At 61.2% G+C, this 26,870-nt stretch carries 19 protein-coding genes; 9 read left to right on the top strand and 10 right to left on the bottom strand.

Annotation, left to right across the window (positions count from 1 at the left end; translation table 11 throughout):
• Positions 1–37: 37 nt before the first annotated feature.
• Positions 38–982 (top strand): methionyl-tRNA formyltransferase, encoded by a 945-nt coding sequence (gene fmt / locus EWM57_RS17095; RefSeq protein ID WP_129922370.1) that lies wholly within the window; start codon positions 38–40, stop codon positions 980–982.
• Complete coding sequence (locus EWM57_RS17100) at positions 979–1,464, top strand: dihydrofolate reductase (protein WP_129922371.1); 486 nt, start codon at positions 979–981, stop codon at positions 1,462–1,464. The genes fmt and EWM57_RS17100 overlap by 4 nt, the downstream gene beginning before the upstream one ends.
• On the opposite strand, the gene EWM57_RS17105 is transcribed toward EWM57_RS17100, so the two are convergent.
• The 4 genes from EWM57_RS17105 to EWM57_RS17120 all read right to left on the bottom strand — a co-directional run bounded on the left by EWM57_RS17105 (position 1,461) and on the right by EWM57_RS17120 (position 10,140).
• Entirely contained in the window at positions 1,461–2,669 is a 1,209-nt protein-coding gene (locus tag EWM57_RS17105; protein ID WP_129922372.1) for an acyltransferase family protein, read from the bottom strand. The two genes, EWM57_RS17100 and EWM57_RS17105, sit on opposite strands and share 4 nt — an antisense overlap.
• Positions 2,670–3,647, bottom strand: a complete 978-nt coding sequence (locus tag EWM57_RS17110) for a quinone oxidoreductase family protein (protein ID WP_207218343.1) — start codon at positions 3,645–3,647, stop codon at positions 2,670–2,672.
• Between the two features lie 112 nt (positions 3,648–3,759).
• Positions 3,760–8,946 carry a putative type IX secretion system sortase PorU2 gene (porU2, locus tag EWM57_RS17115; RefSeq protein ID WP_129922373.1) on the bottom strand — a complete coding sequence of 1,729 codons (5,187 nt, stop codon included), beginning with the start codon at positions 8,944–8,946 and terminating at the stop codon, positions 3,760–3,762.
• A gap of 90 nt (positions 8,947–9,036) precedes the next feature.
• Positions 9,037–10,140 (bottom strand): putative type IX sorting system protein PorV2, encoded by a 1,104-nt coding sequence (locus EWM57_RS17120; RefSeq protein ID WP_129922374.1) that lies wholly within the window; start codon positions 10,138–10,140, stop codon positions 9,037–9,039.
• A gap of 320 nt (positions 10,141–10,460) precedes the next feature.
• On the opposite strand from EWM57_RS17120, the gene EWM57_RS17125 reads away from it, so the two are divergent.
• Genes EWM57_RS17125 through EWM57_RS21950 form a run of 3 tightly spaced genes read left to right on the top strand, consistent with a single transcriptional unit; the run spans position 10,461 to position 13,543 of the window.
• Positions 10,461–10,823 (top strand): PadR family transcriptional regulator, encoded by a 363-nt coding sequence (locus EWM57_RS17125; protein ID WP_129922375.1) that lies wholly within the window; start codon positions 10,461–10,463, stop codon positions 10,821–10,823.
• A 48-nt stretch (positions 10,824–10,871) separates the two neighbouring features.
• The gene (locus tag EWM57_RS17130; protein ID WP_129922376.1) at positions 10,872–11,924 is read left to right on the top strand and encodes a PspC domain-containing protein; all 1,053 of its coding nucleotides are present in this window, start codon (positions 10,872–10,874) and stop codon (positions 11,922–11,924) included.
• Positions 11,837–13,543, top strand: coding sequence for a head GIN domain-containing protein (locus EWM57_RS21950; RefSeq protein ID WP_394345428.1), 1,707 nt, complete (start codon positions 11,837–11,839; stop codon positions 13,541–13,543). Before EWM57_RS17130 ends, EWM57_RS21950 begins: the two co-directional genes overlap by 88 nt.
• Positions 13,544–13,778: 235 nt before the next feature.
• On the opposite strand, the gene EWM57_RS17140 is transcribed toward EWM57_RS21950, so the two are convergent.
• The 3 genes from EWM57_RS17140 to mce all read right to left on the bottom strand — a co-directional run bounded on the left by EWM57_RS17140 (position 13,779) and on the right by mce (position 16,461).
• Positions 13,779–15,212 (bottom strand): CCA tRNA nucleotidyltransferase, encoded by a 1,434-nt coding sequence (locus tag EWM57_RS17140; RefSeq protein WP_129922378.1) that lies wholly within the window; start codon positions 15,210–15,212, stop codon positions 13,779–13,781.
• A gap of 255 nt (positions 15,213–15,467) precedes the next feature.
• The gene (locus EWM57_RS17145; RefSeq protein ID WP_129922379.1) at positions 15,468–16,049 is read right to left on the bottom strand and encodes an L-threonylcarbamoyladenylate synthase; all 582 of its coding nucleotides are present in this window, start codon (positions 16,047–16,049) and stop codon (positions 15,468–15,470) included.
• Positions 16,042–16,461 (bottom strand): methylmalonyl-CoA epimerase, encoded by a 420-nt coding sequence (mce, locus tag EWM57_RS17150; protein WP_129922380.1) that lies wholly within the window; start codon positions 16,459–16,461, stop codon positions 16,042–16,044. Before mce ends, EWM57_RS17145 begins: the two co-directional genes overlap by 8 nt.
• A gap of 164 nt (positions 16,462–16,625) precedes the next feature.
• Here mce and EWM57_RS17155 point away from each other — a divergent pair, with 164 nt between their 5' ends.
• The 4 genes from EWM57_RS17155 (at position 16,626) to EWM57_RS17170 (ending at position 19,253) form a co-directional block, all read left to right on the top strand.
• Positions 16,626–17,840 (top strand): IscS subfamily cysteine desulfurase, encoded by a 1,215-nt coding sequence (locus EWM57_RS17155; RefSeq protein WP_129922381.1) that lies wholly within the window; start codon positions 16,626–16,628, stop codon positions 17,838–17,840.
• 95 nt (positions 17,841–17,935) lie between these two features.
• Positions 17,936–18,352 carry a Fe-S cluster assembly scaffold IscU gene (iscU, locus tag EWM57_RS17160; protein WP_129922382.1) on the top strand — a complete coding sequence of 139 codons (417 nt, stop codon included), beginning with the start codon at positions 17,936–17,938 and terminating at the stop codon, positions 18,350–18,352.
• A gap of 86 nt (positions 18,353–18,438) precedes the next feature.
• Positions 18,439–18,837 (top strand): hypothetical protein, encoded by a 399-nt coding sequence (locus EWM57_RS17165; RefSeq protein ID WP_129922383.1) that lies wholly within the window; start codon positions 18,439–18,441, stop codon positions 18,835–18,837.
• A gap of 89 nt (positions 18,838–18,926) precedes the next feature.
• On the top strand, positions 18,927–19,253 hold the full coding sequence (locus tag EWM57_RS17170) for a HesB/IscA family protein (RefSeq protein WP_129922384.1): 327 nt from the start codon (positions 18,927–18,929) through the stop codon (positions 19,251–19,253).
• Positions 19,254–19,327: 74 nt separating this feature from the next.
• Here EWM57_RS17170 and EWM57_RS21220 read toward each other — a convergent pair whose 3' ends face one another.
• From EWM57_RS21220 to EWM57_RS17185, 3 genes are all read right to left on the bottom strand, one after another.
• On the bottom strand, positions 19,328–19,957 hold the full coding sequence (locus EWM57_RS21220; protein ID WP_165370555.1) for a T9SS type A sorting domain-containing protein: 630 nt from the start codon (positions 19,955–19,957) through the stop codon (positions 19,328–19,330).
• Between the two features lie 968 nt (positions 19,958–20,925).
• Complete coding sequence (locus EWM57_RS17180; protein WP_129922386.1) at positions 20,926–22,986, bottom strand: T9SS type A sorting domain-containing protein; 2,061 nt, start codon at positions 22,984–22,986, stop codon at positions 20,926–20,928.
• Between the two features lie 318 nt (positions 22,987–23,304).
• A partial coding sequence (locus tag EWM57_RS17185) for a choice-of-anchor D domain-containing protein (protein ID WP_129922387.1) occupies positions 23,305–26,870 on the bottom strand: 3,566 nt, incomplete at its 5' end.

The raw sequence follows: 26,870 nt of genomic DNA on the forward strand, positions 1-26,870 counted from the left end.
ATTTTCCCGCGAAGCCCGCTTCGTGCTACCCCCTTCTATGTCTTCACTCCGAATCATTTTTATGGGCACGCCCGAGTTTGCGGTGCCTACGCTGGAAGCTCTCCTAAGCTGGTCCGGCGGCCAGGTCGTGGCCGTCATCACGGCGCCCGACAAGCCCGCGGGCCGGGGGCAGCAGCTCGCGGAGTCGGCGGTGAAAAAGGCGGCCCTGGCCCACGGCGTGCCGGTGCTGCAGCCTACCAACCTGAAGTCGCCGGAGTTTCAGGCGGAGCTCAAGTCGTACGCGGCGGATTTGCAGGTGGTGGTGGCCTTCCGGATGCTGCCCGAGGCGGTCTGGAATATGCCCCGGCTGGGTTCCATCAACGTGCACGCCTCCCTGCTGCCCCAGTACCGCGGGGCGGCCCCCATCAACTGGGCCCTGATTGAGGGGGAAAAGCAAACCGGCGTCACCTCGTTCTTTCTGCAGCACGAAATTGACACGGGCAACCTGATTTTCCAGGACGTGGTCGACATTGCCGACGAGGACGACTTCGGCGCGCTCTACGAAAAGCTCAAGGCGGCCGGCGCGGCGCTGGCCCTGCGCAGCGTGCAGGCCATTGCTGCCGGCACCGCACCCAGCATTCCGCAGGTGATGAGCGCCGAGCTCAAAGCGGCCCCCAAGATTCAGAAGGAAACCGGCCGCCTCGACGTGCAGCAGTCGGCCCAAGCCCTGGCCAACCGGGTGCGCGGCCTCGCCCCTATTCCCACGGCCTTCACCCAACTGCCTGACGGCCGCACGCTAAAGGTGTTCCGGGCCCGGCCCCTGGCCGCAAACGCCGGTGCCCCTGGCTCCTGGCACACCGACGGCAAAACTTACCTGCGCCTGCAAACCGCCGACGGCCAGCTCGACCTGCTCGACGTGCAGCTCGAAGGCAAGAAGCGCATGCCCCTGGCCGATTTTCTGCGCGGCTTTAACGTGAGCTTGCTTAACGCCCCCACCGTATGATTGCCATTGTAGTAGCCGTGGCCCAGAACGGCGTCATCGGGCGCGACAACCAGCTCATCTGGCACCTGCCCGCCGACTTGAAGCACTTCAAGCAGCTGACCACCGGCCACCCCATCGTAATGGGCCGGCGCACGTTTGAGGCTATTGGCCGGCCCTTGCCGAACCGGACCAACATCGTGGTAACCCGGCAGGCCGACTGGACGGCGCCGGGCTGCGAGGTGGCTTATTCCGTACCGGCAGCCCTGGAGCTGGCCCGCAGCTTGGGCGAGGACGTGTTCGTCATCGGGGGCGGAGAAATCTATCGGCAGGCCCTGGCCGCCACCGACACGGTGTACCTGACCGAAGTGCACCACGACTTCGAGGGCGACGCGACTTTTCCTGAACTTTCCCCGCTGGAGTGGCGGGAGGAAAACCGGGAGCGGCACGAACCTGACGACAAGCACGCCTACGCCTTCAGCTTCGTGACGCTACGCCGCCGCTAACCGGCCGGGGTCGGGCGGAAAAACCGGTCGTACAGCCACTGCGCGAGGCGGATACCGGATTTGTCGACGAGTCGGTACATAGCGTAAGAAGTCAGCGCCAGCACGGGCAGCGTGGCCAGGGCAGTGAGGGCGGCGCTGGCGTGGTAGCTTAAGTGTGGGTACAGGCGCAGAAATACGGTGCTGGCAAAGGAGCCCAGCACGGGAAAGTGCAGCAAGTACAGCGAAAACGACATTGCCCCCAGTTTCCGCAGGCCGCGGCTGCTCAAGACCCGCTGGAGCCTGGGTAAGCGCAGCACGGCCAGCAGCAGCAGCACAGCACCTACCAGGTGCCAGAACTGCTGAGCCCGCTCCACGCCCACCCACGCCGGCCGCAGCCAGTCGTAGAAAGAGCTTTCAACGGGCAGCAGGTCGGGGCTGGGATACGAGCCGGCCACCACGGCCGCCAGCAGCAACACCGTAGCCGCCCCCGGAGCCATCGGGAACTGGACGCCCCGCTGGTGACGCCGGTCGTTGAGCCAGACGCCCAGAATAAACCCCACGTAGTAGAAGTTGAGTCCCGACCCGCTCAGCAGCAGAATGGCTACGGCGTAGATAACGGGCCGGTGGCGTAGGTGCCCGAACAAAGCCAGTAAGGCAAAAACGAGAAAAGAGCCAAACAGCTCCAGAGTCAGCGTCCAGAATACTGGATTGTAGCTCGACTCGCCGCTGAGCGGAATACCCACCGCCAGGTCGTGGACTATCTGCTTCAGACCCGGCAGCGGCCCCCAAAACTCGCCGAAGCGCGCGGCGCCGGTCACGGCGGCCAGCTCCGTATTGCGGTAAGCATCCGCGGCCCAAAGCAGCAAGGCCACAACGGCCGCCACCGTGACGGGCAGCATCAAGCGCACGTAGCGGCGGCAGGCCTGAGAGTACAGCACTTCCGCGCGACCCGCTTGCCAGAAATTTTCACTGAGCACCAGCCCGCTGAGCACAAAAAACAGGCACACGGCGAAGTTGCCCCCAATCAGCAGGTTGAGTGGGGAGCGGGCCAGGACTGACTCTACGCCCGCGCCCAGGTGGGCCGTACCCGGGTTGCCGGAAAGCAGCGTGGGGTAGAAAAAACCGGCGAAATGGTGGGCTACCACCACCAGCGCGGCCAACCCGCGCAGGCCGTCGAGGTAAGTCAGCGGCCGGCCGGGCGCCGCGGGCGTCAGGGGGGCCGCCACTTAAGGGTGAAGCAGAATTTTGCCGGTGCTGCGGCGGCTTTCGAGCAAGGCGTGCGCCGCCGCGCCCTCGCGCAGCGGGAAAGTCGCCGTAATAGTGGCCCGTAGCTGCCCGTGGCGCACCAAGTCGAACAGCGCAGTAGCCCGCTGGTTTCGCTCGGCCCGGGAAGTCAGGTAGTTCCACAGGTCGCCGCCGGTCAGGCTTAGGGAGTGGTCCATCAGCTGGCGTGGGTCGACGGGCGCCGGGTCGCCGCCGGCCATGCCGAAGAACACCACCGTGCCCCGCACGCGCGTCACGGCCAGGCTCTGGGCCAGGGTGCTGCCCACCGACTCGTACACCACGTCCACGCCTTCGGCGCGGTAGGCGCGCACGGCTTCCTCCCAGTCGTCCTGATACAGTAACACCGCGTCGGCACCGGCGGCCAGGGCCTGCTCCCGCTTGGCCGCACTCGAGGTCAGCCCGATAACCTGCCCGCCGCGGGCCTTGATAAACTGGATCAGCAGCTGCCCCACGCCCCCGGCCGCCGCGTGTACCAGCACCACGGTGCCGGCCTGCACCGGGTAGCTGTCGGTGGTCAGATACTGGGCGGTCAGCCCCTGGAGCAGCAGGGCCGCGGCTTGGTCGCAGGAAATATCGTCGGGCAGCGGAATAACGTGCTCGGCCGGCACGCGCATCACTTCGGCGGTGGTGTGGGGCACGTCGGCGCAGGCAATGCGCTGGCCCACGCGCAGGTCGGGCACGTCGGCGGCCACAGCCAGAATTTCGCCGGCCGCCTCGTAGCCCAGAATGTAGGGGGGCTGGCCCGCCAGGTGATAGTTGCCGTGGCGCCGGTAGATGTCGGCGTAGTTGAGCCCGATGCTTTTCACGCGCAGCAGCACCGTACCGGGCAGCAGCTCCGGGGCGGGCACGGGGCCGTAGCGCAGCACGTCCGGGCCGCCAAAGGATTCGAAGTACAGGGCATTCATCAACTCAGCGGGCATGGGTGCAGGTAGTCAGGACACGAAAAAAGCGCGGGGCGCGGCGGCAAGTTCCGCAAAGAAAAAGAGGCAGCCGGATTTGGCTGCCTCTTTCTGACAAAGCATCGGGAAAAGCTTAGCGCAGCAGCACCAGCTTCCCCCACTCGTTCTTGAACGACTTGTCGCCGGCGGTTTTGCGGCGGTCAAATTGCTTGTTCGGGTCGTCCATCACCACCCGGTAGAGGTAAGTGCCGTTGGCCAGCCGGTCACCAAACTCGTCGGTGCCGTCCCAGGCGTAGTCGGTGATGTTGTTGCCGATGCGTACGGACCCGAGCTCTGGCATCATGATTTCCTTCACCACCTTCCCGGTCAGGGTCATGATCTGGATTTTCATGTTGCGGGGCAACTCGGCTCCCGTGAGCGTGAATACAAATCGGGCCTTGCTGGTAATCGGGTTCGGGTACGGGTAGAGGTGGGTGATGGTCGAGGCGTTGATGACCTCAAACATGATGGAGTACTTGGTGCCCACCGTGGCCTGGGTGTTGTTGGCGTCGCGGCCCTGCACTTCCAGCTTGTAGACGCCATCGGGCAGGGCGCCGTTTTTGCCGGGCTGATACTCCAGGCGGGCCGTGCCCTTGGCCGAGTCGGCGGTGAAGACGATGTTGTTGTCGCGCAGCAGATCCACCCGGGTCTGGGTGCCGTCGGGCCGGATCAGCACCACGTCGAAGGCGTTGTCCTGCTTGATTGGCCGCAGGCGGTTGCTGGCGGTCATCAGGATGGTAATCGAGGGCTGGGGCTTCACAATGTCGCCGTTGAGGATGTGCTGGCCGTCGAAAGCCACGTCGAGCACGGGCGGCAGGTTGCTGCTTTCCACCCGGAACGAGGGCAGCGTCAGCACGTTGTTGAAGTAGAACAGCTCCGGCAGGCGCGCTCCGTCCTTGTTCATGTTCAGGTCGACCTGCAGGGTGAGGTCCCCGTTCAGGTCGCGCACGTCGGCCGTGGCGTCAAACTGGAGGGCTTTGTTGGCATCCAGGTTCGGCACAATCACTTCCGTCACCTTCTCAGCGTTGGTGGTGCCGCCGGTGCTGCGCACCGTGATGCGAGCCTTCAGCGGGGTACCGAATGCCAACGGCGACACGTTCTGAAACACGACCGGCACCTTCAGGTAGCCCGTGGCAGCCTGGGCCGTCAGCGTAGCCGGGTCGTAGGCCAGGGGCGTTTTGGCTAGCACCGAGTCGGCGCGCACCACGCCCTCAGGCAGGCCCTGGTAAGTTACCATGAGTTGCTTGAGCTGGGGCGCCGTGCGGTTGAGGGTGTCGCGCAGCACCAACCGCAGCTTCAGATACGGATACTGGGTGGCCGACACGCTGGTCAGCGGCAGGGTCCGGTTCGTGACGTTGGCCTGAATTACCTGCTCTTTGCGCTGAGCATCCACGCCAACGAGCTGGAGCACGTAGCTGTCGGACGGCTCGGTGCGCACGGTGTGGTAGAGCGTTTCCCACTTCTGGGCCGGACCTATCAGCGTCGAGGTAAGCACCCCGCTGGCACTGTTCGAGCGCAGGGTGCTGGTCAGGCTGGCCACCTGCTCGGTGCGGGCGCCGGGCTGGCCAGGGTCGTAGGTGGCTTCCTGGGTCTGGCCGGCCGCGCCCCTGCGGGCCAGCAGTACGTAGGCGTCGCCGTTTTGCAGCTGGCTTACTTTCTGCGCGCCCAGGGCTGCCAACGCCGCTTTCACGGCCGGCGACATGGCCGAGAAGTTCACCCGGTTCACCGTCACCAGCGCCACGTAGGCCCCGGTTGGTACGTTGGTCAGCAACGACAGCAGTTGCTGCTGGCGCGTGGCCGAGTTCAGGCTGTCGGTGGCGGAAGTGGCAAAATGGTAGAAGCGGTTGGGAGCAACGCCGCAGGAGTCGTAGGGCCCGCCGGCGATGTTGCGCATCGACTTAAGCGTGCTGCCGTCGATAACCGACACGAGGATGTTGGGCACGCCGATGCCGCAGGAAAGCACGGAAAGCTGGTCGGCCCCGAGCTGCACGCCGTAGGTGGCATCGAAGGTGACGGCACCTTTCGTGGCGCCCTGGGTCCGCAGTCGCACGGCCAGGGTCTGGTCGTCAAACGACCATTTGCCCGACGGCGCGGCCACGTTCAGGCGCTGTAGTTCGTCGCGCTGAAACTGCCCGTGGTGGCTCTGCGACCAGCCGCCGGGGCCGCTGTTGATAACCCGGAATGAGCTGACGCTCCACTCCGTGTTTTCGCTCGGGTCCAGCTTGGTCTGAAAGCGCATGCGCCAGTACCACACCACACTGTCACGGCTGGCAATGACGGGCACCTTGGGCCGCCACTCCGCCACCACCGGGGCCGTCACGATAGTGCGCCGGATTAGGCTGCTGTTGAATGTGGGCACCGTGTCCAGCTCCACTTCGAAGGGCCGGCTGGCCCGCACCACGTTGGTCTGGCCTACTAGGCGCAGGTTATTAGAATTGACGATGGCAAACTCCGGCGGGTTGAGCAGCGTGATGCCGGGCCGCACAAACACGAAGGAAGTCGTGGCCGTGTTGTTTTGCTCGTTGAGCTCCGCCACCCGATTCTGGTAGTCGAGCGTGGTGGTGAAGGTATTGGTACCGAAGGGCGAACCGGTGTTGTCCAGCGTCAGCACGTAGGTGGTGTCGCGCAGAGCCTGGCGCAGGCCGTTGAAGGTGTAGATTTCGTCGGCCCGGGTGGTGCCGTCGAAGCTGCGCTTCACCGAGATGTCCAGCTTGTCGTAGGTGACCTTGCCGGGGTTGCGCACCTTCACCAGCAGCTGAAACTGCGGGGTAGTGGACAGAATCGGACCGGCGCCGATGGGCTTGAGTTCGAGAGCTGGCGCGCCGTAGGTAAAGTCCGGCAGCGGCGGCGAGAACAAGCGCAGGGCCGGATCAGCGTGCCAGACGGTGCACATGATGGTGGAATGGCCCAGCTCCGTATTCAACGCCGTGTTTTGCAGGCGGCGTCCTACTTCGTTCTGGATTTCAGCCACCGGCTTGCCGTACCACTGCGGGTCGTTCAACAGCAGCTCAAAGGTCTTATCTTGCAGGGCATCGATTTCCGTGGTGAAGCCAAAGCTCGACTCCGCCATAAATCCAATCAATCCTTTATCGGCTACCAGTAACCAGTCTTCAGGATAGCGAGCATTGTTAAGCGAAAACGAATTGCCTGCTGCACAGCCATTCACAAACATGACCGGGTATTTGCCCTTATTGTTGCCTCGGCTAGGATCCTGACGGATATTGCCGATATCCAACTCCAGATCAGACTGGGAGCCGTGGCCGAAATAGTTGATAATGGATAAGCCAGCATTTAGCTCGTTCGAGATGTTGATGCTGGCCGGCAATCCAGGATCCGTTTTAGAATACGTCTTCACGACCGTACCCGCAAACAGCGGGCTTTCGATTCGACGCTTATACTTATTCAGGTAATAGCCGAACTCCGTTACTTCATTAGCCGTTTGGTTGCCCAACAGATGTAGTGCGTTCTTACGCCAGGCCATGTCCGGGCCGTCGGGCCGACTGATTACTTCTTCATGCTCCTTGAGCTTGTTTAGGTAGTTGAGGACCTCCAATGAGGTTTGCGCCGAAATCCGACCCGTAGCCATCCGGCCCGCGTAGTTGCTGTTCTGCCAGTCAGCCGTAAAGAAGATGTCCCCTCCTCCACGGGTGCTGGTGGGTACCAGGTCTCGTACGGTGGGGGAATAAATAGCCTCGTTCTTTCTGAAGTATCCACCAAGACCATACTCCCCGGTTATCAACCCTTTACCAAGCAGCAACAGCGACTTAGGACGAGTATTGGTAAGCATGTACTGCGCAAACTGGCGAATGGCTAAGGCTGATTTCTCGCCGTAGTGAAACTGGTCGTAGAGCTGCCCGACAGTTGTTACAAGTGTGTCGTAACGTCCGCCGGCCGTCGAGGCCCGATAAGCAGCATATTCGCGTACCGGGTTTTGGCTGCCGCCAGCAGGCTTCATCAGCGCCTGATGACTTACAATCAGAAAGTTGTAAGCTGCCGGGGAAATAGTCCGGAACTGGACCCGCTGAATTGACAGAGGTGACAGAGGCCGCGCCACGTCGGCCAATAACAGCTTGCGAGCCGGGCTGCCTGGAGTAGCACTGGGAAAAACGTAGCTACGCTTGGTGCCTGTGCCGGCCAAACCTTCAATACGCTGCAGATTGTAAGGATCGGTAATATCGAAGCCCCGCACCGTGGTCGGAATGCTGTCGAGCGTGTAGTAGGCAGGCGCAGAGCCCAGCGTAGAGTCGTTGCTGAAGCTGAAGCTACGGCGCCCGGCAAACCACCGGGCCGTCTGTGTAAAGGTAACTTTCAGGTAGGAGAAACTAACCCAGTCTAGGGGTACTGTAGGATTGGCACCAGTGTTCATCTCAATGCGTACCTGTACTTTTCCGTCGGGTCCCAGTTCAGAGCGTTGTAGCGGAGTTACAATCTTGAGCTGATCGAAGTTAGGAATTACAAAAGAGCGAATTAGGCGTTTGTTACCGGTACCCGGCTCCAGCACATAAATATTCCCAGTGTGGGCCACAATAGTATTAGGCAAACCACTAGCACCAGTCAGCAGCATTTCTAACTGGGGCTGAGGGCCGTTGGTGGTCTTGCTCCACACAGAGTCAATGGGCAAAGTGCCAGCACTAATAATATCCCGAAAATTGTCTTGCCCTTTTCCATAATGGCGCGACAAGAAACCCTCACCGGCTTCCATCCACTGCTGGTAGACGCCCGTCATTTCGTTGACGTTGCTGTAGCGGTCGGCCTGCACTGCCAGCCGCGGCTGAATCCAGTACGGGTGGTTGCCGCCGACGGGGTTCACGTTGGGCTGGGCCATGCGCCGGCCCTGGGCCGTGGCCGACCAAGTCAGGAAGTAGGCGGCCGTGTCGGTGTAGAGGCTGTAGTTGCGCTGGGCCTGGTCCGCCGGGTTTTTGTACATGCCCCGGTCGAGGGCGCCGTCGTTGCGCTGGCCGTAGAACTCGATGTAGGTGGAGTTGTCGAGTACCGTGGGGTTGTTGCCGCCCACGTAGATGGCTGTTTCCTTGCCCCGCCGCCAGAGCTGGAAGCGCTGGGGGTTTACGCCGCTGATGCCGGCCTGGGTCAGGTAGGCGTAATCGAGCCGGTAGATGCCGTTCTGGGCCAGCCGGATCTTATAGTACTGCTGGCCGGGCACAATCCACTCGTTGCCGTAAGGCCCCGACTGCGCCCGGGCCGTCAGGCCGCTGCCCAGCAGCAAGCCCAGCACGAGCAGGCCCCAACTCCACAGATAGGATGAGGTGTAACGTTGTTTCATAGCGAGTAATAAGGTCCGGCGCAACTTCCGGCAGCAGCTGAAAAGTATTCGTTCAACCGCTCCGGAAGGCCCGCGGGCCGTTTCTGTTCCTTATTTAAACCCGTACCCCAGCGAGACGATGATGGAATTGGTCTGGGTGGCGTCGCCGAGCTTTTCCACGGCCAGGCGCGAGAGGGCCAGATCCAGGCGCAGGCCGCTCAGGGCCACGCCCACGCCCAGGCTAGGCTGGCTTTTCCACTCGTCCTTGCCGGTGAAGGCCTGGATTTTCTGGAAGTTGCCCACGCCGCCCCGCAGGAATACGAGGTCCTTGAAGCCCAGTTCCACCCCCGCCCGCGGGTCGATGCTGACGGCCTTGCTCGAGACGAGCGTGTTGCGCTGTCCGTCGGTGGTCATTTCCAGGTCCGTGGCCACGAGAGCCGTCAACTCACCGGGCAGCTTGAAGCTGCGGCCGATACCCAGCACAAAGCGTGGCAGGGTGATTTCGGTGCTGTTGGTCGGAATCGGGTCGTTGGCCGAAGCGGAGCCTTTGAACTCGTCGGCGTTGATGGACCAGGCGTTGAAGGTGGTGGTAATGTCGCGGGCCATCAACCCCAGGCGCCAGCCGCCGTGGTCGTACTGCAAGCCAGCATCAATACCGAAGCCCCAGGCGTTGGCAAAGGAGCCCACATTGCGGTAGATGATCTTGCCGTTGGCGCCCAGCTTAAGGCCTTCGATGTTGCCCAACTTGCGCGCGTACGAGAGCAGCAGGGCGTAGTCGGCCACCGAGAAGTAGCGGATTTTGTCGTACTGGATGTAGCCGTACTCGTTGATCAGGTTGCGGGTGTCGGCAATGTTGTCGACGCCGGAGCGGATCAGGCTGGCCCCGATGGCGCTTTTATCGTCGAGGGGCATGGAAAAGGCGGCGTAGTCGTTCTTGACGATGCCCGAAAACAACTCCGAGTGCATCAGCACCGCGTCATACTTGTGCTTCTGGTCGAGCAGGCCGGCGGGGTTCCAGTAGCCGGCCGTGGCGTCGCCGGCCAGGCTGACCTGCACCTTGCCCATACCCAGGGCCCGGCCCCCTACCCCGATGTTGAGGAATTCGTTGCTGTACTTGGGCGTCAGGTCGCGGGTCTGGGCCGCGGCGCCGGTGGCCAGGCCCAGGCTCAGGCCAGCACCCGCAAGTAGAAAGATAGGTCGGGAGAAGTGCGGCATAGAATAAAAAAGGAAGCTGTGCGGTTGGTCCGCACCACGAACGCAAGATACTTATTTATAGTGCAGCAGCCGGCAAGCTTTCCGGCTTGCTCCCGGCGGTGAGCGGACAAAACCAGCCTCAACGCGCTCCTAAGCCCGTTCTGCTATTCCCTGACGACGCGCCCCGCTTGTTACTTTTTCCTCATCCACTTGCAGTACCCCGGTACTAGGGTTGCGCGGCGGCAGGATGAACAACCAAAAATATATTTTACAAGTACCTTGCGTTGCATAGTACCTTCTATTATCTTTGTTTCATTCTTCACCGATTTCTGCCCAAGCCCATGACAGTAGAGAACACCCAAGTGCAGATGCGGAAGGGCATCCTGGAGTTCTGCATCCTGGAAATCATTGCCCGTGGCGAGGTCTACGCTTCCGACATGCTGGACGAGCTCACCGCCGCCCGCATGATTGTCGTGGAAGGCACGCTCTATCCGCTGCTCACGCGCCTCAAAAACGCCGGCCTGCTCGATTACACCTGGAAGGAGTCGACCTCCGGGCCGCCCCGCAAATACTACACGCTCACGGAGGTCGGCCAGGAATTCCTGCACCAGCTGCGCCTAACCTGGGAAGAAGTATCGGACTCGATCCGCATCATTCGCCAGAAGCCTCACCTCAATGGTACCGCCACCCCGCCCCACCAGTAGCCGGCCCGGTCCATTCTTATTGAGTCACTCTTGATTTGCAGTACTGAGATGAAAAAGAACATCAGCATCAACCTCCAAGGCCTTATCTTCCACATCGAAGAAGATGGCTACGAAGTGCTCAGCCGCTACCTGGCGGAGGTGAAGGCCCACTTTTCCGGCTACCGGGGGCACGAAGAAATTGTGGCCGACATCGAGAGCCGCATTGCCGAGCTGTTCAGCGCCCGCACGTCGGCCACCAAGCAGATTATCACGCTCGAAGACGTGCAGGCGATGGTCGCCAAGATGGGCCGCGTGAGCGACTTCCAGAGCGCTGATGAGGCCGAGGAAGAGGAAGAAGCCCTGGCCGGCGGCCCCGCCGCCTATACCAGCTACGCCGACGGGGCCAGCGCGGCCGGCGACGGCGCTTCGGCCACTGCCGCCACCGACGAGCCCCGCCGCCTGTACCGCGACATGGCCAACCGCAAGATTGCGGGCGTCGCCGCCGGTATTGCCCGCTACTTCGCCGTGAATCCACTCTGGGTGCGGCTGGGCTTCCTGCTGGTGCTCTTTACCCGGCCCCTGCTGCACAGCATGTTCAACTTCGACGGCGACAACTTCCACTTCGAAGGCTTCGACCTGGGGGGCGTGGCGTTCCTGACGTACGTGGTGCTCTGGATTGCGCTGCCCAAGCGTTACGACGCGGTGCCGGCCAACGAAGACCCCACCTTCCGCAAGCTCTTCCGCGACACGGATGCCGGCAAAATCGGCGGCGTCTCGGCCGGTCTGGCGGCGTACTTCAAGGTCGATGTGGTAGCTATCCGCATTGCCTTTCTGGTGTTGCTCTTTGCCGGCGGCTCGGCCATTCCACTCTACATCATCCTCTGGATTCTGTTGCCCGAAGCCAAACCGTGTCGGACAAGATGCGCATGCGCGGCGACGCCGTCACGCTCTCGGGTATCGACAACAACCTGCGCAACACGGCTTTTACTGCTGAGTCCGGTGAGGCTGCCGGAAACGCCAACCGCCCCCTGGGCTTGTTTCTGGAGGATCTGTTCCGCAACCTGCGCCCCCTGCTCAACTTTATCGGCTCGGCCATCCGCATCTTCGCCGGCGCCATGCTGATTCTGATTGGCCTCTCGCTGCTGGTGGGCTTCACCATTGCCCTGGCCGCGGGCCTGGGCTGGATTCCGGAGTCGCAGAACATCGTGATGGGCGACGTGCCGGTGCACATTCTCATCCGGGACCTGCCCGGCTGGTCGATTCTGGCCTTCTACATGGCGGCCATCATTCCGGCTATTTCCATGCTGCTCTCGGGCCTCGGCCTGCTGCTGCGCCGCACCGTGCTAACCCGGACCGTGGGCCTGTCCTTGTTTGGCCTGTGGCTGCTGAGCGTTATCGGCTGCATCTTCTCCGTTGCCCGCATCAGCCACAACTTCCAGAACGAAGGGCAGCAGGTGCAGCAGCAGAGCTTCCCCGGCCTGAGCGCCACGCCAACCCTGTTTCTGGATACCCGCCACGTAGACCGCAGCAACGACCAGGACGTGGAAATCGAGTTTGTACCCGCCGACAGCGGCGCGGTGGTGAGCGTCGATAAAACCTTCTCGGCCAAGGGCGCTACCGAAGCCGAAGGCGCCCGCACGGCGGCCACCTCCATGGGCTACACCGTGCGCCAGGCCAACGACACGACCCTCGTGTTTGACGACCATTTCTCCTTCCTGCCCGAGGCCTCCTACCGCGACCAGAACCTGCGCCTGACCGTGCACCTGCCCCGCAACAAGACCTTCCGCCTCAGCGAGGACTTCTCCTACTGGATGAACAGCGCCAACTTCGTGAACGACCAGCGCCCCGAAAAGCCGGAAAACCACCTGTTCCGGCTGCGCAACAACCAGCTCGAGTGCGTGGACTGCTCGGCCGAGGACCTGCGCGGGGATGACTTTGGCGACGAATACGACGAGGACACCGACACCACCGACGAGGTGGTGAACATCCACACCGACGAGGGCAACATGCGGGTCCGCGTCAACACCGACAACGACAACGTGGGCGTCAGCTTCGACATACCCAAGTCGAACTTCTCGGCCAATCCCGCCGAATACGGCTCCGGCCGCCGCACCTTCAATCTGAGCGGTTTCCGCCAGATTGAAGCCAGCGGGGCCTACCGGGTGTATGTACGCCAGGGCAGCGCGTTCAAGGTGGAAGCTGCCGGCACCGACAGCGACCTGCGGAACCTGCGCGTGGACACCAACGGCGACCAGCTCACGATTCACTCCCTTCGCTCTTCCTTCTTCGGTAACTTCACCAGCAACCGCAAGCCCATCCTGGTGCGCGTGGAACTGCCCGAGCTGCGCTACCTGGAGCTCAACGGCGCCTGCCGGGCCAACGTGGCCGGCTTCCGCGGTCAGCCCCTGAAAGTGGAGCAGAGCGGCGCCTGCAACGCGGCCCTCGCCGTGGACGTGCCCCAGTTGACGCTGGATCTGAGCGGAGCCTGCCAGACCGACCTGCGCGGCTCGGCCACCGAGCTGAAGGTGGAAGGCACCGGCGTCTGCCAGATCAACGCCCTGGAACTGAAAAGCCAGCGCGCCGAGGTGGAGCTTTCCGGCATGAGCAAGGCCAAGGTCAACGTGACGGACCGCCTGCGCGCCGACCTGAGTGGAGCCAGCCGCCTGGGCTACGCCGGCAAACCAACCAGCGTCCGCAAAGAAGTATCGGGCTCGTCCCGCGTGACGTCTTTAGTTGACTAGTTTTTTTCGCCCCGGATAAGTTGTGCGAGCCGGTCGGAACTATTTATACCGCCGCTGCCCTATATAATGCACAACCAATTGGTCAGGTACTTACGTAACGAAATACAGCGTGCGGGCAACCGGCCTTCACGCGCCGCTCACAATCCGAGCGTACCTTTCTGACAAATAAAAATGGAGGCCGGGCAACCCTCGGGCCCCGGCCTCCATCTTTCGAGCATACAACGAGAAATTGGGTTTACTTACTGGTGAGTGAAAGGTGACCCGGAGGAAGGCCCTTTGCCTGTCCCTGCTGCAACAGGTAGGCAAAGGCTTCCTCAAACTCGTTTCTGATCTTGCCGTCCAGAATGGCTTCGAGCACCGCATTTTTCAGCTCGCCCACTTCCTTGGACGGTTTCAACCCGAAGGTTTCCATGATAACTTCCCCCGTAATGACGGGCTTGAAGTTGCGCAGGTGGTCCTTCTCCTCTACTTCCTTTAGCTTTTCTTCCACCACGCTGAAGTTGCGCAGATAACGCTCCTTGCGCTGGTGGTCTTTGCTCGTAATGTCGGCCCGGCAGAGCAGCATGAGCCGGTCAATATCGTCGCCGGTTTCGAACAGCAGCCGCCGCAGCGCCGAGTCGGTCACAGTTTCCTTGACTAGGGCAATGGGCCGCAGATGCAGGCGCACGAGCTTTTGCACCTGCCGCATTTCCTCCCCGAGGGGCAATTTCAGATCCGTAAAAATCTGCGGCACCCAGCGGGCGCCCTTGTCCTCGTGGCCGTGGAAAGTCCAGCCTACGTTGGGGAAATAGCGCTTGGTGGCGGGCTTGGCAATGTCGTGCAGGATGGCGGCCCAGCGCAGCCACAGGTCGCCGTCGGCGTCCACCACGTTGTCGAGCACCTGCAAAGTGTGGTAGAAGTTGTCCTTGTGGGCGTGCTTGCCCACCTTTTCCACTCCGTAGAGCAGGGCCATCTTCGGAAAAATCAGGTGGAGCAGCCCCGTCTGAAACAGCAGCTTGAAGCCGTAGCTGGGCTTGGCAGCCAGGATAATCTTGTTGAGCTCATCCGTAATCCGCTCCTGGGACACAATCTTAATGCGGTCCTTGTTGCGGGCAATGGCGTCGTAGGTGTCGGGCTCGATGTCGAAATTGAGCTGGGTGGCAAAGCGCACGGCCCGCATCATGCGCAGCGGGTCATCCGAAAAGGTGATGTCCGGGTCGAGCGGGGTGCGGATAATCTTGCGCTGCAAGTCCCCCATGCCGTCGTAGCGGTCCACGAGGGTGCCAAAGTCCTGGGGGTTCAAACTCAGCCCCAGGGCGTTGATAGTGAAGTCGCGGCGGGCCAGGTCTTCTTCCAGCGTGCCGGCCTCCACCTCGGGCTTGCGGCTCTCGGCCCGGTAGCTTTCCTTGCGCGCCCCCACAAACTCCAGCTCCACGGTGTCGGTAGGCAGCATGGCCGTGCCGAAGTTCTTGAATACCGTCACCCGCGGCTTGCCCGGCAGCTTGCGCCCCACGGCCTGGGCCAGCTTGATGCCGTCACCTACGCAGACCACGTCCACGTCCTTACTGGGACGCTGGAGCACCAAATCCCGCACGAAGCCCCCAATGACATAGGCCGGGTAGCCCAGCTCGCCGGCGGCCTCGGCAATGGTGCGAAACAAGGGATTCTCGGGAAGCTGCGGAGGGTTCATAAGTGCAATGCGGAAAGCCAGACGGCCACAAAGGTAAGCCCCAGCCCGCATTGCGCCTTTCCCTATTGTCATTGCCAGGACGAAGGCCGAAGCAATTCGTCCCGGACAACGCACCAAGCATTCTTAAAATCAAAAGCCCCGACGGATGCTAACGTCAGGGCTTTCTACTAAAAAAGAGGTTTCTCCAGTTCAAAGGCTGGTCTGCTTCGTTGGGTTTCCCCAGAATGAATAGAGGCGCGTAGAGAATATAGGCTACTATTCCCGCACCACTTCCAGGCCGCCGTCGGGCAGTACGCGCACCACCCGGGAAGGCGTGCTGCGCGTCTGGTCGTCCTGCCGCCAGTTCACCACGTAGTCGGCCCCGCGCACGATGGCCGGCGCCACTTCCGCGTAGACGGCCGCCGTGGGCTCCCCGCTCAGATTCGCCGACGTCGACACCAGCCCGTGCCCGAGGCGGCGCACCACTTTGTGGCAAAACTCGTCGGCAGTAACCACCCGCAGCCCGATGGTGCCGTCGGGAGCCAATAGATTGGGGGCCAAATGGCGGCTGCCGGGCACGATGTAGGTGGTAGGCCGCTGTTGCCCGGCCAGCAGCTCGGCCAAGTTCGGGGGCACCACGGCGGCATACTTGGCAAACATGGCCTCGTCGGCCACCAGCACGATGCAGGCTTTTTCGGCCGGGCGGTTTTTCAGCTTGTAGAGCCGGTCCACGGCCGCGGGCACTTCCGCGTCGCAGCCCAGGCCCCATACCGTATCGGTCGGGTAAAGAATCACCTGCTGGAGCAGCAGGGCATCGACGGCGGCATCCACCTCCTGGCGGAAAAAGTTACTACTCATGGTCGGGGGCGGAAATAGACTGGCAGAGCTCCACTAATACGCCGGCCGCGCTTTTGGGGTGCACAAAGCACACGAGCTTGTTGTCGGCGCCGTACTTGGGTTCTTCGTTGAGCAACACGAAACCCTCGGCCCGCAGCCGCGCCATTTCCGCCCGGATGTCGGCCACCTCGAAAGCCACGTGGTGAATGCCCTGCGGCTTTTTGCTCAGAAACTTGGTGATGGCGCTGTCGGGGGTGGTGCCGGCCAGCAGCTCAATTTTGGAGCCGCCAACCCGGAAAAACACCGTATCAACGCCTTCGCTTTCGACGTGCTCGGTCTTGTAGGGCGGCTGCCCGAGCAGCGTGGTGTAGAGAGCCGTGGCGGCCGGCAGGTCGTGGACGGCCAGGCCCAGGTGTTCGAGGTTGGTAAACATGAAAGTTGGGTGGGGAAGCTGGTGGGTCTTATTTGGAATATATCTACTTTTGTGGGGGCAAAGTAAAACCTGTTTCCCGGTTTTCATGTTCTACCCGCGAATCATTCTCCGGTACGATTCACGGGTTTTCCTCTGGTTTTTCGCTGATTTACATCCTTCGAGCCATGCTCAAGCTACCTATCTACCTCGACAACAACGCCACCACGCCGCTGGATCCGCGCGTGCTGGAGGCCATGATGCCGTATTTGACCGAGGTATTCGGCAATGCCGCTTCCCGCAACCACCCCTTCGGCTGGGCCGCGGAAGAAGCCGTTGATTACGCCCGTGAGCAGATTGCGGCATTGATTAACTGCGACCCCAAAGAAATCATCTTCACCTCGGGCGCCACCGAATCCGACAACCTCGGCATCAAGGGCGTATTCGAGATGTACAGCCAGAAAGGCAACCACATCATTACGGCCACTACCGAGCACAAGGCCGTGCTGGACACCTGCAAGCACATCGAGAAGCTCGGGGGCCGCGTGACCTACCTGCCCGTGGATGCCGAAGGCCTTATCAGCCTCGCCGACCTCGAAGCCGCCATGACGCCCGAGACGATTCTGGTAACCATCATGTACGGCAACAACGAAACCGGCACCATTCAGCCGATTCGCGAAATTGCCGCTATTGCCCACAAGCACGGCGCCCTGTTCATGACCGACGGCACCCAGGCCGTGGGTAAGATTCCGGTGGACGTCATTGCCGACGGCATCGACCTGATGGCCTTCACGGCCCACAAAATGTACGGTCCGAAGGGCGTGGGTGCCCTGTACGTACGTCGCAAAAACCCGCGGGTGAAGGTAACGGCCCAGATGGACGGTGGCGGGCACGAGCGCGGCATGCGCTCCGGCACGCTCAACGTGCCTGGCATCGTGGGTCTGGGCAAAGCCTGCGAGCTGGCCCGCCTCGAAATGGCCGCCGACACCGAGCGTCTGAGCAAAATGCGCGACCGGCTCGAGAAAGAGCTCCTGACGCTGGAAGAAAGCTACGTGAATGGTTCGCGCGAACACCGCTTGCCCCACGTGGCCAACATCTCCTTTAAGTATGTGGAAGGTGAAGGCCTGATGATGGGCGTGAAAGACCTCGCCGTATCGTCGGGTTCGGCCTGCACCTCGGCTTCGCTCGAGCCCTCCTACGTGCTCAAGGCCCTGGGCCTCAGCGACGACCTCGCCCATAGCTCCCTGCGCTTCGGCCTGAGCCGCTTTACCACCGACGAGCAGATCGATTACGCCATCAACCACGTAAAAGAGGCTGTTACCAAGCTCCGCGAGATGTCGCCGCTGTGGGAGATGTTCAAAGAGGGCATCGACCTAAGCAAAATCGAGTGGGCTGAGCATTAATTTTTAGCGCTTAGAACTGAGAGTCAAGAACCTGGTTTTGGCGTTAGCTCTAAGTTCCAAGTTCTAAAATCTGACATCTAAATTTCCAAAAAGCCATGGCTTACTCCGATAAAGTAATCGACCACTACAGCAACCCCCGCAACGTGGGCACGCTGGACAAAAGCAAAAAGAACGTCGGCACCGGCCTGGTGGGCGCTCCTGAGTGCGGCGACGTAATGCGCCTGCAAATTGAAGTGGACGAAACCACCAACACCATCACCGACGCCAAGTTCAAGACGTTCGGCTGCGGCTCGGCCATTGCTTCTTCGTCGCTGGCGACGGAGTGGCTGAAAGGTAAAACCGTGGACGAGGCCCTGGCCATCGACAACATGGAGATTGTGGAAGAGCTGGCTCTGCCGCCGGTGAAAATCCACTGCTCGGTGCTGGCCGAAGACGCCATCAAGTCGGCTATCAACGACTATCGGGTGAAAAACGGCCTGGCCGTCCTCGAAGAAGCCAAGAGCCACCACTAATCTGTTTCCAGTTGCGGGTTGCCAGTTGCCAGCATTCGTTCAACGAACTGACGGCTGGCAACTCATAACTGGCACCTGGCACCTGAATGGAAGACCTACACGTCGAAAGCAGCCGGATTCAGAAGCAGATTGAGGATCATCTGGGCATGGGCCCGGGCAACCTGCTGTTTGACTTCCGCCAGCTGGATGGCCGCGTCCGCCTCGACCTGATTACGGTCAACCCCCGCCACCACCAGAGCTTCCTGTTGCGCTACGAGGAAGGTCACGACCGGCTCGATGCCCTGCGCAAGATGCTGGCCTACGTGAAGGATTTTCGGGATACGGAAAGCTCCTACACCATCCAGTGGCGGGCCCGCGGCGACCGGGAGTTGCAAACCTCCTACTTCCGCGCCCACAATGCCTACGAAGCCCTCGACAAGCTTTATTACGGCCGCGACCTGAATACCATCACCGTGTTCAGCGTGGTGCTGAACCCAAGCAGTTAATTTCCGGAAACCAGAACCCGCCGCGGCGTGTTTTGTCCACGCCCGGTCAGCCATCGGGTTTACTTCGTTTCCCTAGTTCGTTTCAAGCCATGATTACCGTTTCTGATAAAGCCAAGGAGAAAGTTGAAAAGCTCATGCACGACGCGGAGCTGGACGCTACCTACCGTCTGCGCGCCTCCGTGGCCGGCGGCGGTTGCTCGGGCCTTTCCTACAAGCTCGACTTCGACAACGAGGTAAAGCCCATGGATCAGGAATTTGAGGATAAAGGCGTGCGCGTGGTCGTGGACATGAAAAGCTTCCTGTACTTGGCCGGCACTGAGCTCAACTTCTCGGATGGCCTCAACGGCAAGGGCTTTTACTTCGACAACCCCAACGCCTCCCGCACCTGCGGCTGCGGCGACAGTTTCTCGGTTTAGTCGTTCTTCGATTATGCCAACAAAAAAGGCCGGTTCCTGACAGGAACCGGCCTTTTTGGGTTTGTTAAGCAAGGTTAGTCCTTACGCAGGAAACGCTGAGTTACCTGGTCTTTGCCCTCCCCGATCTGCAGGAAGTAGCTTCCCGTCGGCAGCTTACTGACTTCAACCACTCCGCTGGCGGGCACCACGCCGCGTAGTACGGTCTGGCCTACGCTGTTGACTACTCGGTAAGCGCTGCTGGCCAGCGCCACGGGTACGTTGAGGCGGTTGGTAGCCGGGCTCGGATAAGCAAAGGCGGCCGCTCCGACCTGCACCACCCGGACTGGCGAGTAGGAAAACTGGCCTTCGGTGTCAATCTGACGCAGGCGGTAATAATTCAGGCCCGTAAGCGGCTCCTTATCGGTAACCGAATACGAGGTAGTTTTGGTGGTCGAGCCACTGCCGCGCACGGTAGCAATAGCTTTAAAGTCCTTGCCATCGGCGCTGCGCTCCACGCTGAACCGGTCGTTGTTTTTCTCGCTGGCCGTGGCCCACTTCAGCAGCACGGCGTTGTTTTGGCGCAGGGCCTCGAAAGCGGTGAGCTCTACTGGCAGTGGGGCGCTGCTGCCGACTGTAACATCGTCGATTGTCCAGAGCTCATCGGCAGCAGTAGTATTAGCAACTATGTAGAACTGGACAGTCTGGACCCCGGCAGGAAGCGTCAAACGGAAGAAGTCGAAGCTACCATTGTTAAAGTTTTGGGTGCCTGTGGTAGAAGATCCATACGAAGTAGGATTAGCACTACTAGCGTAAGCAAGAGTGTTTGGGGTTGTGGAAGAACCAAAATACCAGAATGCATTTCCCTGACCATTGGTCTTTCCAGTTACGCGTAGCTTGTTGGTGTAAGTTACCCCACCGTCTATGCTTACGAACAAATCAACCACATCGTCACCGTCTAATCCAGCGCCAGCAGCTAATCCCCAAGCGGCCACCCGAAACTGAATGTAGTTACCTGTTGATCCAGTGGCAAAGGTTCGCTGTCGGAAATCCAGCCGCTGAGTGCTGTTAGTGATTCCCCAGGAAGAGGTTCCGGAATAGGAGTAGTTGGAGCCAGCATTAGTAGCGGGGCTTACTGCCGCACCACTCCTGATAGTTGGAGTTCCTCGATAGCCCAATGAAGTATCGTTATTAGTGTTGGCTCCATCGAAATTCTGCACTGCAGTTTGCGCATCCGCCGTATAGCTAAGTGCAACGGGAAACAGGAGAACCACAGGAAGCAAACGAGTGGCAGTAGGCTTTTTCATAGTGCAGTTTGTTTTTTCGATGTAAGAGCAGTTTGAGTATTGAGACAGGTAAAAACCTGTTTATGAACGAATCACAACCACTTTTTGCGCAGCTTAAAGCGCAGCTCTAAAGCCTGATTAATACATTAAGCTCGCAATATAGAGAAAATTTTATTCAAAAAGTACCAAACGCAGACTTACGGCCCTTGGTTCCGCCCCTAATTAGCACAGAATATTGGTTACACGGCTTACTTTCCCATCCATCCCTTTACTGAGGCTGGTAGCAGCCTGACTTTGCTGACGCACCAAGGCTAGGTCGTAAACGCAATGAACCGTAATGGCTAATTGCGTTTCTGACCTGGCCTTAGCCTGAGCTATCAGCTCAGGAAATCAGCGGACAGCCGCCACTGCTATTTGCTGATTTTGTGCAAGGTTCGGCCGGCGTCGGAACAGAGCTCGAGCTGGTAAATGCCCGTTGGCAACTCGGCAACCGGCAGCGTGAGTAAGCCCTCCTGCGCCTGCCCCTGCTGCATCACCTGGCCCAGCGCGTTGAGAATTCGGTACTGCGCCGCTCCGGGCAGCTGCACGTAGAGTTGGCTCTGCACTGGGTTTGGGTACACCTGCACCGTGCCTGCCGCGGCCACGGCCACCGTGGGCGAGAGGGAGGCATTACCGTCCGTATCAACCTGGCGCAGGCGGTAATAAGCCAGCGTGCTCAGCGGCTGCCGGTCGAGGTAGGTGTAGGCGTGTGCCTGTTGGCTCTGCCCCTGCCCGGCTACCCGGCTCAGCACCGTGAATGGCTGCCCGTCGGTGGAGCGCTCCAGCTGGAAGTAGGCGTTGTTCTTCTCCGAAGCCGTGGCCCACTGTAGCTGTACGCCCGCGCCCTGTCGTACCGCCGAGAAGCGCGTCAGCTCCACGGGCAGCGGGTTGTTGCCGAGGCTATTCTCACTATTACTGCTGCTGCCGAGCACAAACTCGCCGAGCTGAGTGAACGGGACACTGGAGGTGATGTCGCCGGCGAAGGACGTGGTACCGTTGGAGGACATGCTGCCGCTGCCGCCCTGACTAACCCAGGCCGCGCCGTTGCTGCGGGCTACGCGCAGCTTGTCGGCGGCATCCACCTGGTCGTTGAGGCCATAGCTGAGCTTGATGCTGCCGTTGGTGAACGGCGAGCCGGCGCTACTCAGGGTGTAGTAGCGTATGGCAGACACCCGCTGGACCTCGCCGGAGGTAGCGCGGGCCGTGGGCCGGCCCTCCACCTGCTGGGCCGTGTACGTGGTGGCAGCGTTGGTGCTTTGGGTGAGCGTGAGCGTCAGGGGGCGGTAGTTTGAGCCTGCGCCGACGGGGAAAAACAGGGCAGTGTTGGCCGCCGTGGAAGTCAGGGTGCGGGTGAGCGGACCGTTTACGAAGCTGTTGGCGCTGCCACCCGTCAGGCCGGCACCGGCGCCGAGAGTGAGCGGATTAACCGAGGTGGTAGCCAGCTTACCGTTGGTCAGGGCCAGGCTCCCGGCAATAGTCAGGGGCCGGGCCAGTACCACCCCGGCCGCGTTGTTGATGACGACGCCCGTTACCGGACCCAGCGTCAGCGTGCCGGCGCCTTCAATACTCTGGGCCACCGTCCCGTTGAGGTTGAGCGTGGTCGGGCTTAAATTCACCGTGCCACTGGTAATGACCAGATTGTTCTTGACGTTCAGTGTGCCGCTGGTGACGCTGGCACTGGCCCGAAACTCGAGCCCGCCGTAGCTGCGCCCCGTGGTGGCAAAGGTACCGGCAGTGTAGATGTAGGCGCTGCCGTCGGCGAAGGCCGTGACGTCGCCGTTGTTGCCCATGGGCGAGTTGCCGCTGTTTTGCACGTAGGTGGACCCGGCATGGAAGACGGCCGAGTTGGCGTTGCCCCCGAACGGAAAGCCCAGCGTGCCGGGGTCGGCCCGAAAGGTGCTCCCCGCCAGAAAATTCAGCGTGCCCGACAGCAGGTGGGTCGACTGCTTCTGCCCGGGTGCCGAATTGCTGTTGGTGAAAATCAGGGTGCCGGAAATGTTGGCGGTGGCGCCCCCGTTTAGAGTCATGATCAGGTCGGCATTCTTGTCGGTACCCCGGAAGGTGACGGTTGCGCCGGAGTTGATCAGCAGGTCCGGGATGCTTGTGCCGTCCCCGTTGAGCGTGATAGATTCGGGCGCCCCGCTCACCGATAGAATTGCATTCACGCTGTTGGTGAAGCGTAGCTGGGCAGCCGTAAAGTCGGCGTCAATGGTGATAGTTGGGGCAGCCGTCACGTTCCCGTTGATTTCCAAGACGTCCGTGTTGCGGGCCACCGTGCGCGTGGGCGTCCAGTTGGCAGCGGTACTGACGTTGCCGACGGCTACGTTCCAGGTATAGACGGTAGCTTGGGCTCTTCCCACCAGGGGCAGCAGCAGTATTCCCGTCAGCAAAAGCAGAGACCGAACAAGGCGCGAGAGGAGAAGTGGAGCCATACGAGTTTGCTACATAGAGTGAATGGAACGGAACCTGGAAATTATTTCCGTTTGAAATATATCATAATCCACCTGTATTAAGCTAAGATTTTATTAAAATAATTTTAAAATCAATTTGATAAATGCAATTACACTACACTTCATTATACTTCAACCTAACTACTTGCTGCGGCCCGGGCGCTAAAGGCGCTACCGTTGCATTCGGGTGCCAACAGCCTACTCGTCTGATTCCAGCCCGATGCTGCGCATAGCGCAAACAAAAAGGCCTCCCGCAGTGCGGGAGGCCTTTTTGTTTGGCTCGATTCGGAAGCGTAGCGGTTAGTTCTCCTTGATGAACTTGCGCACCACCCGCCCAGCGGCGGACGTCACCTCCAGCTGGTACATGCCGGCAGGCAGGCTTGCCACGTTGAGCGTTGCACCGCCATTGGCCGAGTTCCCTTCGAGTACCACGCTGCCTACCGTGCTCAGCACGCGGTAGTGAGCCGTGGCGGGCAGCAGCACGTGCAGCTCGGTGCGGGCCGGGTTCGGGAATACGCTTACCGTAGTAGCGGCCTCCACGGTCACCTTTGGCGACAGTGAGGCTTTGCCATCGAAGTCAACCTGGCGCAGGCGGTAGTAAGCCACCGTCGTCAGGGGCTGACGGTCGAGGAAGGCGTAGGCGTGGGCGCGGGTGCTCTGCCCTTGCCCTTGCACGGTAGCAATGGTGCTGAACTCTTTGCCATCGGCGGAGCGCTGCACCTCAAAACGGGCGTTGTTCTTTTCCGAGGCCGTGGCCCACTTCACCTGCACGCCGTCGGCCTGCCAAGCCGCCGAGAAGCGGGTCAGCTCCACGGGCAGCGGGTTGTCGACGGAAGCAGGGTCGGTGCTGGCCAGGGCGAAGTCGCTGAACGAGGTGAAGGCGCCCGAAGTGAGCGTACCGGCCACGAAAGCGCCGCTGTTGGCCGTGCCAGTGCTGGCCGAACGGTCAATGTTGATCCAGGGGTCGGTGCTGAGGCTGCGCTTGGCCACTACCAGCGAGGCCAGGCTCGGGTCGGTAACGGCGTCATCGGTATCGAAGCTCAAGGTCACGGTGCCGCGGAAGCCATCGGGCTGGCCGCCCTGGGGCGTGATGTTCACGTAGCGAATGGCCGATACGCGGGTCAGCGGAGCCTGTACGGCCGTGGTACGGGCCGAGGAGTTGAATAGCTCCGCAACGTAGGTCGTCGGGTTGGTCTGAGTTTCGATAGTCAGCGTCGCGGGGCGGAACTTGCCGCCTTTGCCCACAGGGAAAGTGAGTGCCGAAGCGCCGGCGGCTGAAGCCCGGGCGAGCGGACCCGCCACGTAGCTCGTGTTGCTACCACCGGTAAGGGTAGCCGGGGCGTTCAGCGTGAGCAGGTTGGTGGCCGTGGTAGTCAGCACCCCGGAGGTCAGCGTCAGCCGGTTCAGCGCGACGGGCATCGCCAGCACCACGCCAGCGGCGTTATTGACCTGCAGCGTAGCATTCGGACCGAAGGTCAGAGCCGTGGCGGCAGCGGTGCCCCCGATGGTCTGAGTTGTGGTGCCGTTCAGGCTCAGCGTCTGCACGGCCGAAGGGCTAAAGGTGAGCGTGCTCGTACCGTTTACGCTGATGTTGCCGGCCACCGAAATCGTGTTGGCCAGGTTCAGTCCCACGTTGCCGCTGGTCACGGTCAGGTTGCCGGCAATGGTCAGTGCTCCGCCCGAAGTGGAGCTAGTGTTGATGCCGTTGCCCACGTTGAACTCCAGGTTACCGAAAGTGCGGTTAGACAGCGGGGGCGTTGAGCCGGTAACGGCGTTGCTGTAGACGTACAGGCTGGTAGGCTCCAGCACGATGGTCGTTGCTGGGGCCGTGAGGCCGAAAATCTGGGTGCCGTTGGCCTGCTCGGCCCGGGAGCCGTTGCGGAAGGTTACGCTGTTGGCGTTGGCCGCAATAGAGCCAAAGGGGCTGCCCGACTCGTCAGCACCCGACAGGTAGGAGCTGCCGCTAACAAACTCGATGCTGGCGGGGCTGGTAGCTTGCAGGCGGTTCGGGCCCTGGTTGAAGATCAGGCTGCCGGCCACGAGGGCCGTAGCGCCGGTACCCAGCTGGAAGGTGAAGCCGGTGCTGGCGCTGCTGCCCGTGACGGTAAGCGTGGAGCCGGCGCCGATAACGAAGTCCGCGTCGGTGCTGTTGCCGTTGGTGATGTTCAGCACGCGGGTACCGGTGTTATTGAAATTAGCCGTTACGCCGTTGCGGAAAATCAGCTGGGCCACGGTCTGCGGGGAGCTGAAGTTCGGCGTTACCGTCGCCGTCGGCGTCACGGTACCGTCGAATACGAGCACGTCGGCAGCATCCACGATGGTGCGGGCGGGCGTCCAGCTGCTGGCCGTGTTCCAGTTGGTGCCGGTGCCGTTCCAGACGTAGGGCTGGGCTACCAGGCCGTTGAGCACAATGCGGTACGGGTTTTCGTCGCTGTCATTGTTGGCAATGGTCAGCGTAGCCGTCTGCGCCGTCAGGGCCGACGGGGTGTAGGTCACGGTGAAGGTGGTGCTGCCTGCCCCGGCAATGGTCGTGGTGGCGGGCTGGGCCGTAACGGTGAACTCCGTGGAGCCGCCGGCTTCAACCTGTACGGCCGGAGTGCCGGTCAGCAGCAAGTTGGCCGTGCCTAGGTTCTGAATGGTGAAGGTAGCCGTGGCCGTGGTGCCGGGCTGTACCGTGCCAAAGTCGTAAGTGCCGCCCGTGGCCACGTCGGTACCAGCGGGGTTCTTCACGTTGATTTCAGCCACAACCGGCGCCAGCTCCACCGTCCCGAACACGTTCACGTTGTCAATGCGGTACACGCCGGAAGAAGTACCGGCAGCGTAGCCGTAGACGCGGAAGTACACGGGCACTTTCAGGCCCTGAAAGGCCGTACCAGTCAGCGAAATAGTCCGCTCGGTGCTGGTGGTGCTGGTGGTATAAGTGGCCAGGTTAACCACGGTGCCGCTGAAATCGGACGTCGTGCTGGCCCGTACTTCAATCGTGCTCGGCCCGTTGACGGTGCCAATGATGTCGGTGTAGGTCAGGCTCGTCAGGTTCAGCTGGTAGGTGCTGGCTGGCTCGATGCTAAAGCCCACGTAGTCGTTGGCCGTAAAGTTGGTGCCGTAGCCGCTGGAAGCAAACGTGCCCGCGCTGGCGGCGGCGGTGTTCACCGTGAGGCCACCGCCGCGCTGGAAGGACGAGGCCATCACGTTGGTGGCGGTGAAGGCTGCTGCCACGCCGCTGGTGAAGTTGTAGTAGGCCAGCGGGGTCGTGGTGGTGGTGAAGTTTACCGACTTTGGCGTGGGCTTGTAGTTTTCGAACGTCACGCCGTCCACGGGGGTATCAGCGTTGTAATCGTACACGTCGGCAGTGTAGGCCGTGCTGGCGCTGAGGCCGGTGACGGTTACCGACACGTCGATATCGGACAGCACCACGTAGTTGCCGGGACCGGTGATGGAGGCCGCGCCGTTGTTGCCGTACACGGTGTTGGCAGTGTAGGCCGTCTGATCGGTGGGGGCTACGGCCGGAGTACCGGCGGCGCGCACCACTATCAGGGCATAGATACCGGTACCGGGTACGAAGTCACTCAGTGAGATGGTGGCCGAGTTGAAGCCCACGGTGGTGGCCGCAATGTTGGAGCTCACCGTTGGTTCTACAACGATGTTCCCATTCACCGTCAGGTTTTTCGGCGTGGCCGGGCTGCTGGTGTGGGTGATGGTGGCGCCATTGAGAATAATCACGCCGCTGCTGTTGGCAGTGCCGGCGGAAGCGCCGCTCAGGCGCACATAAATAGTCTGGTTGACGCTGCCGCTGCTCGGGGTGATGGTGAGCGAGTTGGCGTCGGTGGTGATGCCGGTGAAGGCCGCAGTAGTCGACACCTGGAAGC

Origin of the sequence: Hymenobacter persicinus, from assembly GCF_004167665.1 — a bacterium.
Lineage (GTDB): Bacteria > Bacteroidota > Bacteroidia > Cytophagales > Hymenobacteraceae > Hymenobacter > Hymenobacter persicinus.

Coding starts and splice junctions, on each gene's coding strand:
- iscU (WP_129922382.1), top strand. CDS start 17,936: ATGGCTTACTCCGATAAAGTAATCGACCACTACAGCAACCCCCGCAAC.
- porU2 (WP_129922373.1), bottom strand. CDS start 8,946: ATGAAACAACGTTACACCTCATCCTATCTGTGGAGTTGGGGCCTGCTC.
- EWM57_RS17140 (WP_129922378.1), bottom strand. CDS start 15,212: ATGAACCCTCCGCAGCTTCCCGAGAATCCCTTGTTTCGCACCATTGCC.
- EWM57_RS17145 (WP_129922379.1), bottom strand. CDS start 16,049: ATGAGTAGTAACTTTTTCCGCCAGGAGGTGGATGCCGCCGTCGATGCC.
- EWM57_RS17120 (WP_129922374.1), bottom strand. CDS start 10,140: ATGCCGCACTTCTCCCGACCTATCTTTCTACTTGCGGGTGCTGGCCTG.
- EWM57_RS17125 (WP_129922375.1), top strand. CDS start 10,461: ATGACAGTAGAGAACACCCAAGTGCAGATGCGGAAGGGCATCCTGGAG.
- EWM57_RS17155 (WP_129922381.1), top strand. CDS start 16,626: ATGCTCAAGCTACCTATCTACCTCGACAACAACGCCACCACGCCGCTG.
- EWM57_RS17165 (WP_129922383.1), top strand. CDS start 18,439: ATGGAAGACCTACACGTCGAAAGCAGCCGGATTCAGAAGCAGATTGAG.
- EWM57_RS17100 (WP_129922371.1), top strand. CDS start 979: ATGATTGCCATTGTAGTAGCCGTGGCCCAGAACGGCGTCATCGGGCGC.
- mce (WP_129922380.1), bottom strand. CDS start 16,461: ATGTTTACCAACCTCGAACACCTGGGCCTGGCCGTCCACGACCTGCCG.
- fmt (WP_129922370.1), top strand. CDS start 38: ATGTCTTCACTCCGAATCATTTTTATGGGCACGCCCGAGTTTGCGGTG.
- EWM57_RS17110 (WP_207218343.1), bottom strand. CDS start 3,647: ATGCCCGCTGAGTTGATGAATGCCCTGTACTTCGAATCCTTTGGCGGC.
- EWM57_RS17170 (WP_129922384.1), top strand. CDS start 18,927: ATGATTACCGTTTCTGATAAAGCCAAGGAGAAAGTTGAAAAGCTCATG.
- EWM57_RS17180 (WP_129922386.1), bottom strand. CDS start 22,986: ATGGCTCCACTTCTCCTCTCGCGCCTTGTTCGGTCTCTGCTTTTGCTG.
- EWM57_RS17130 (WP_129922376.1), top strand. CDS start 10,872: ATGAAAAAGAACATCAGCATCAACCTCCAAGGCCTTATCTTCCACATC.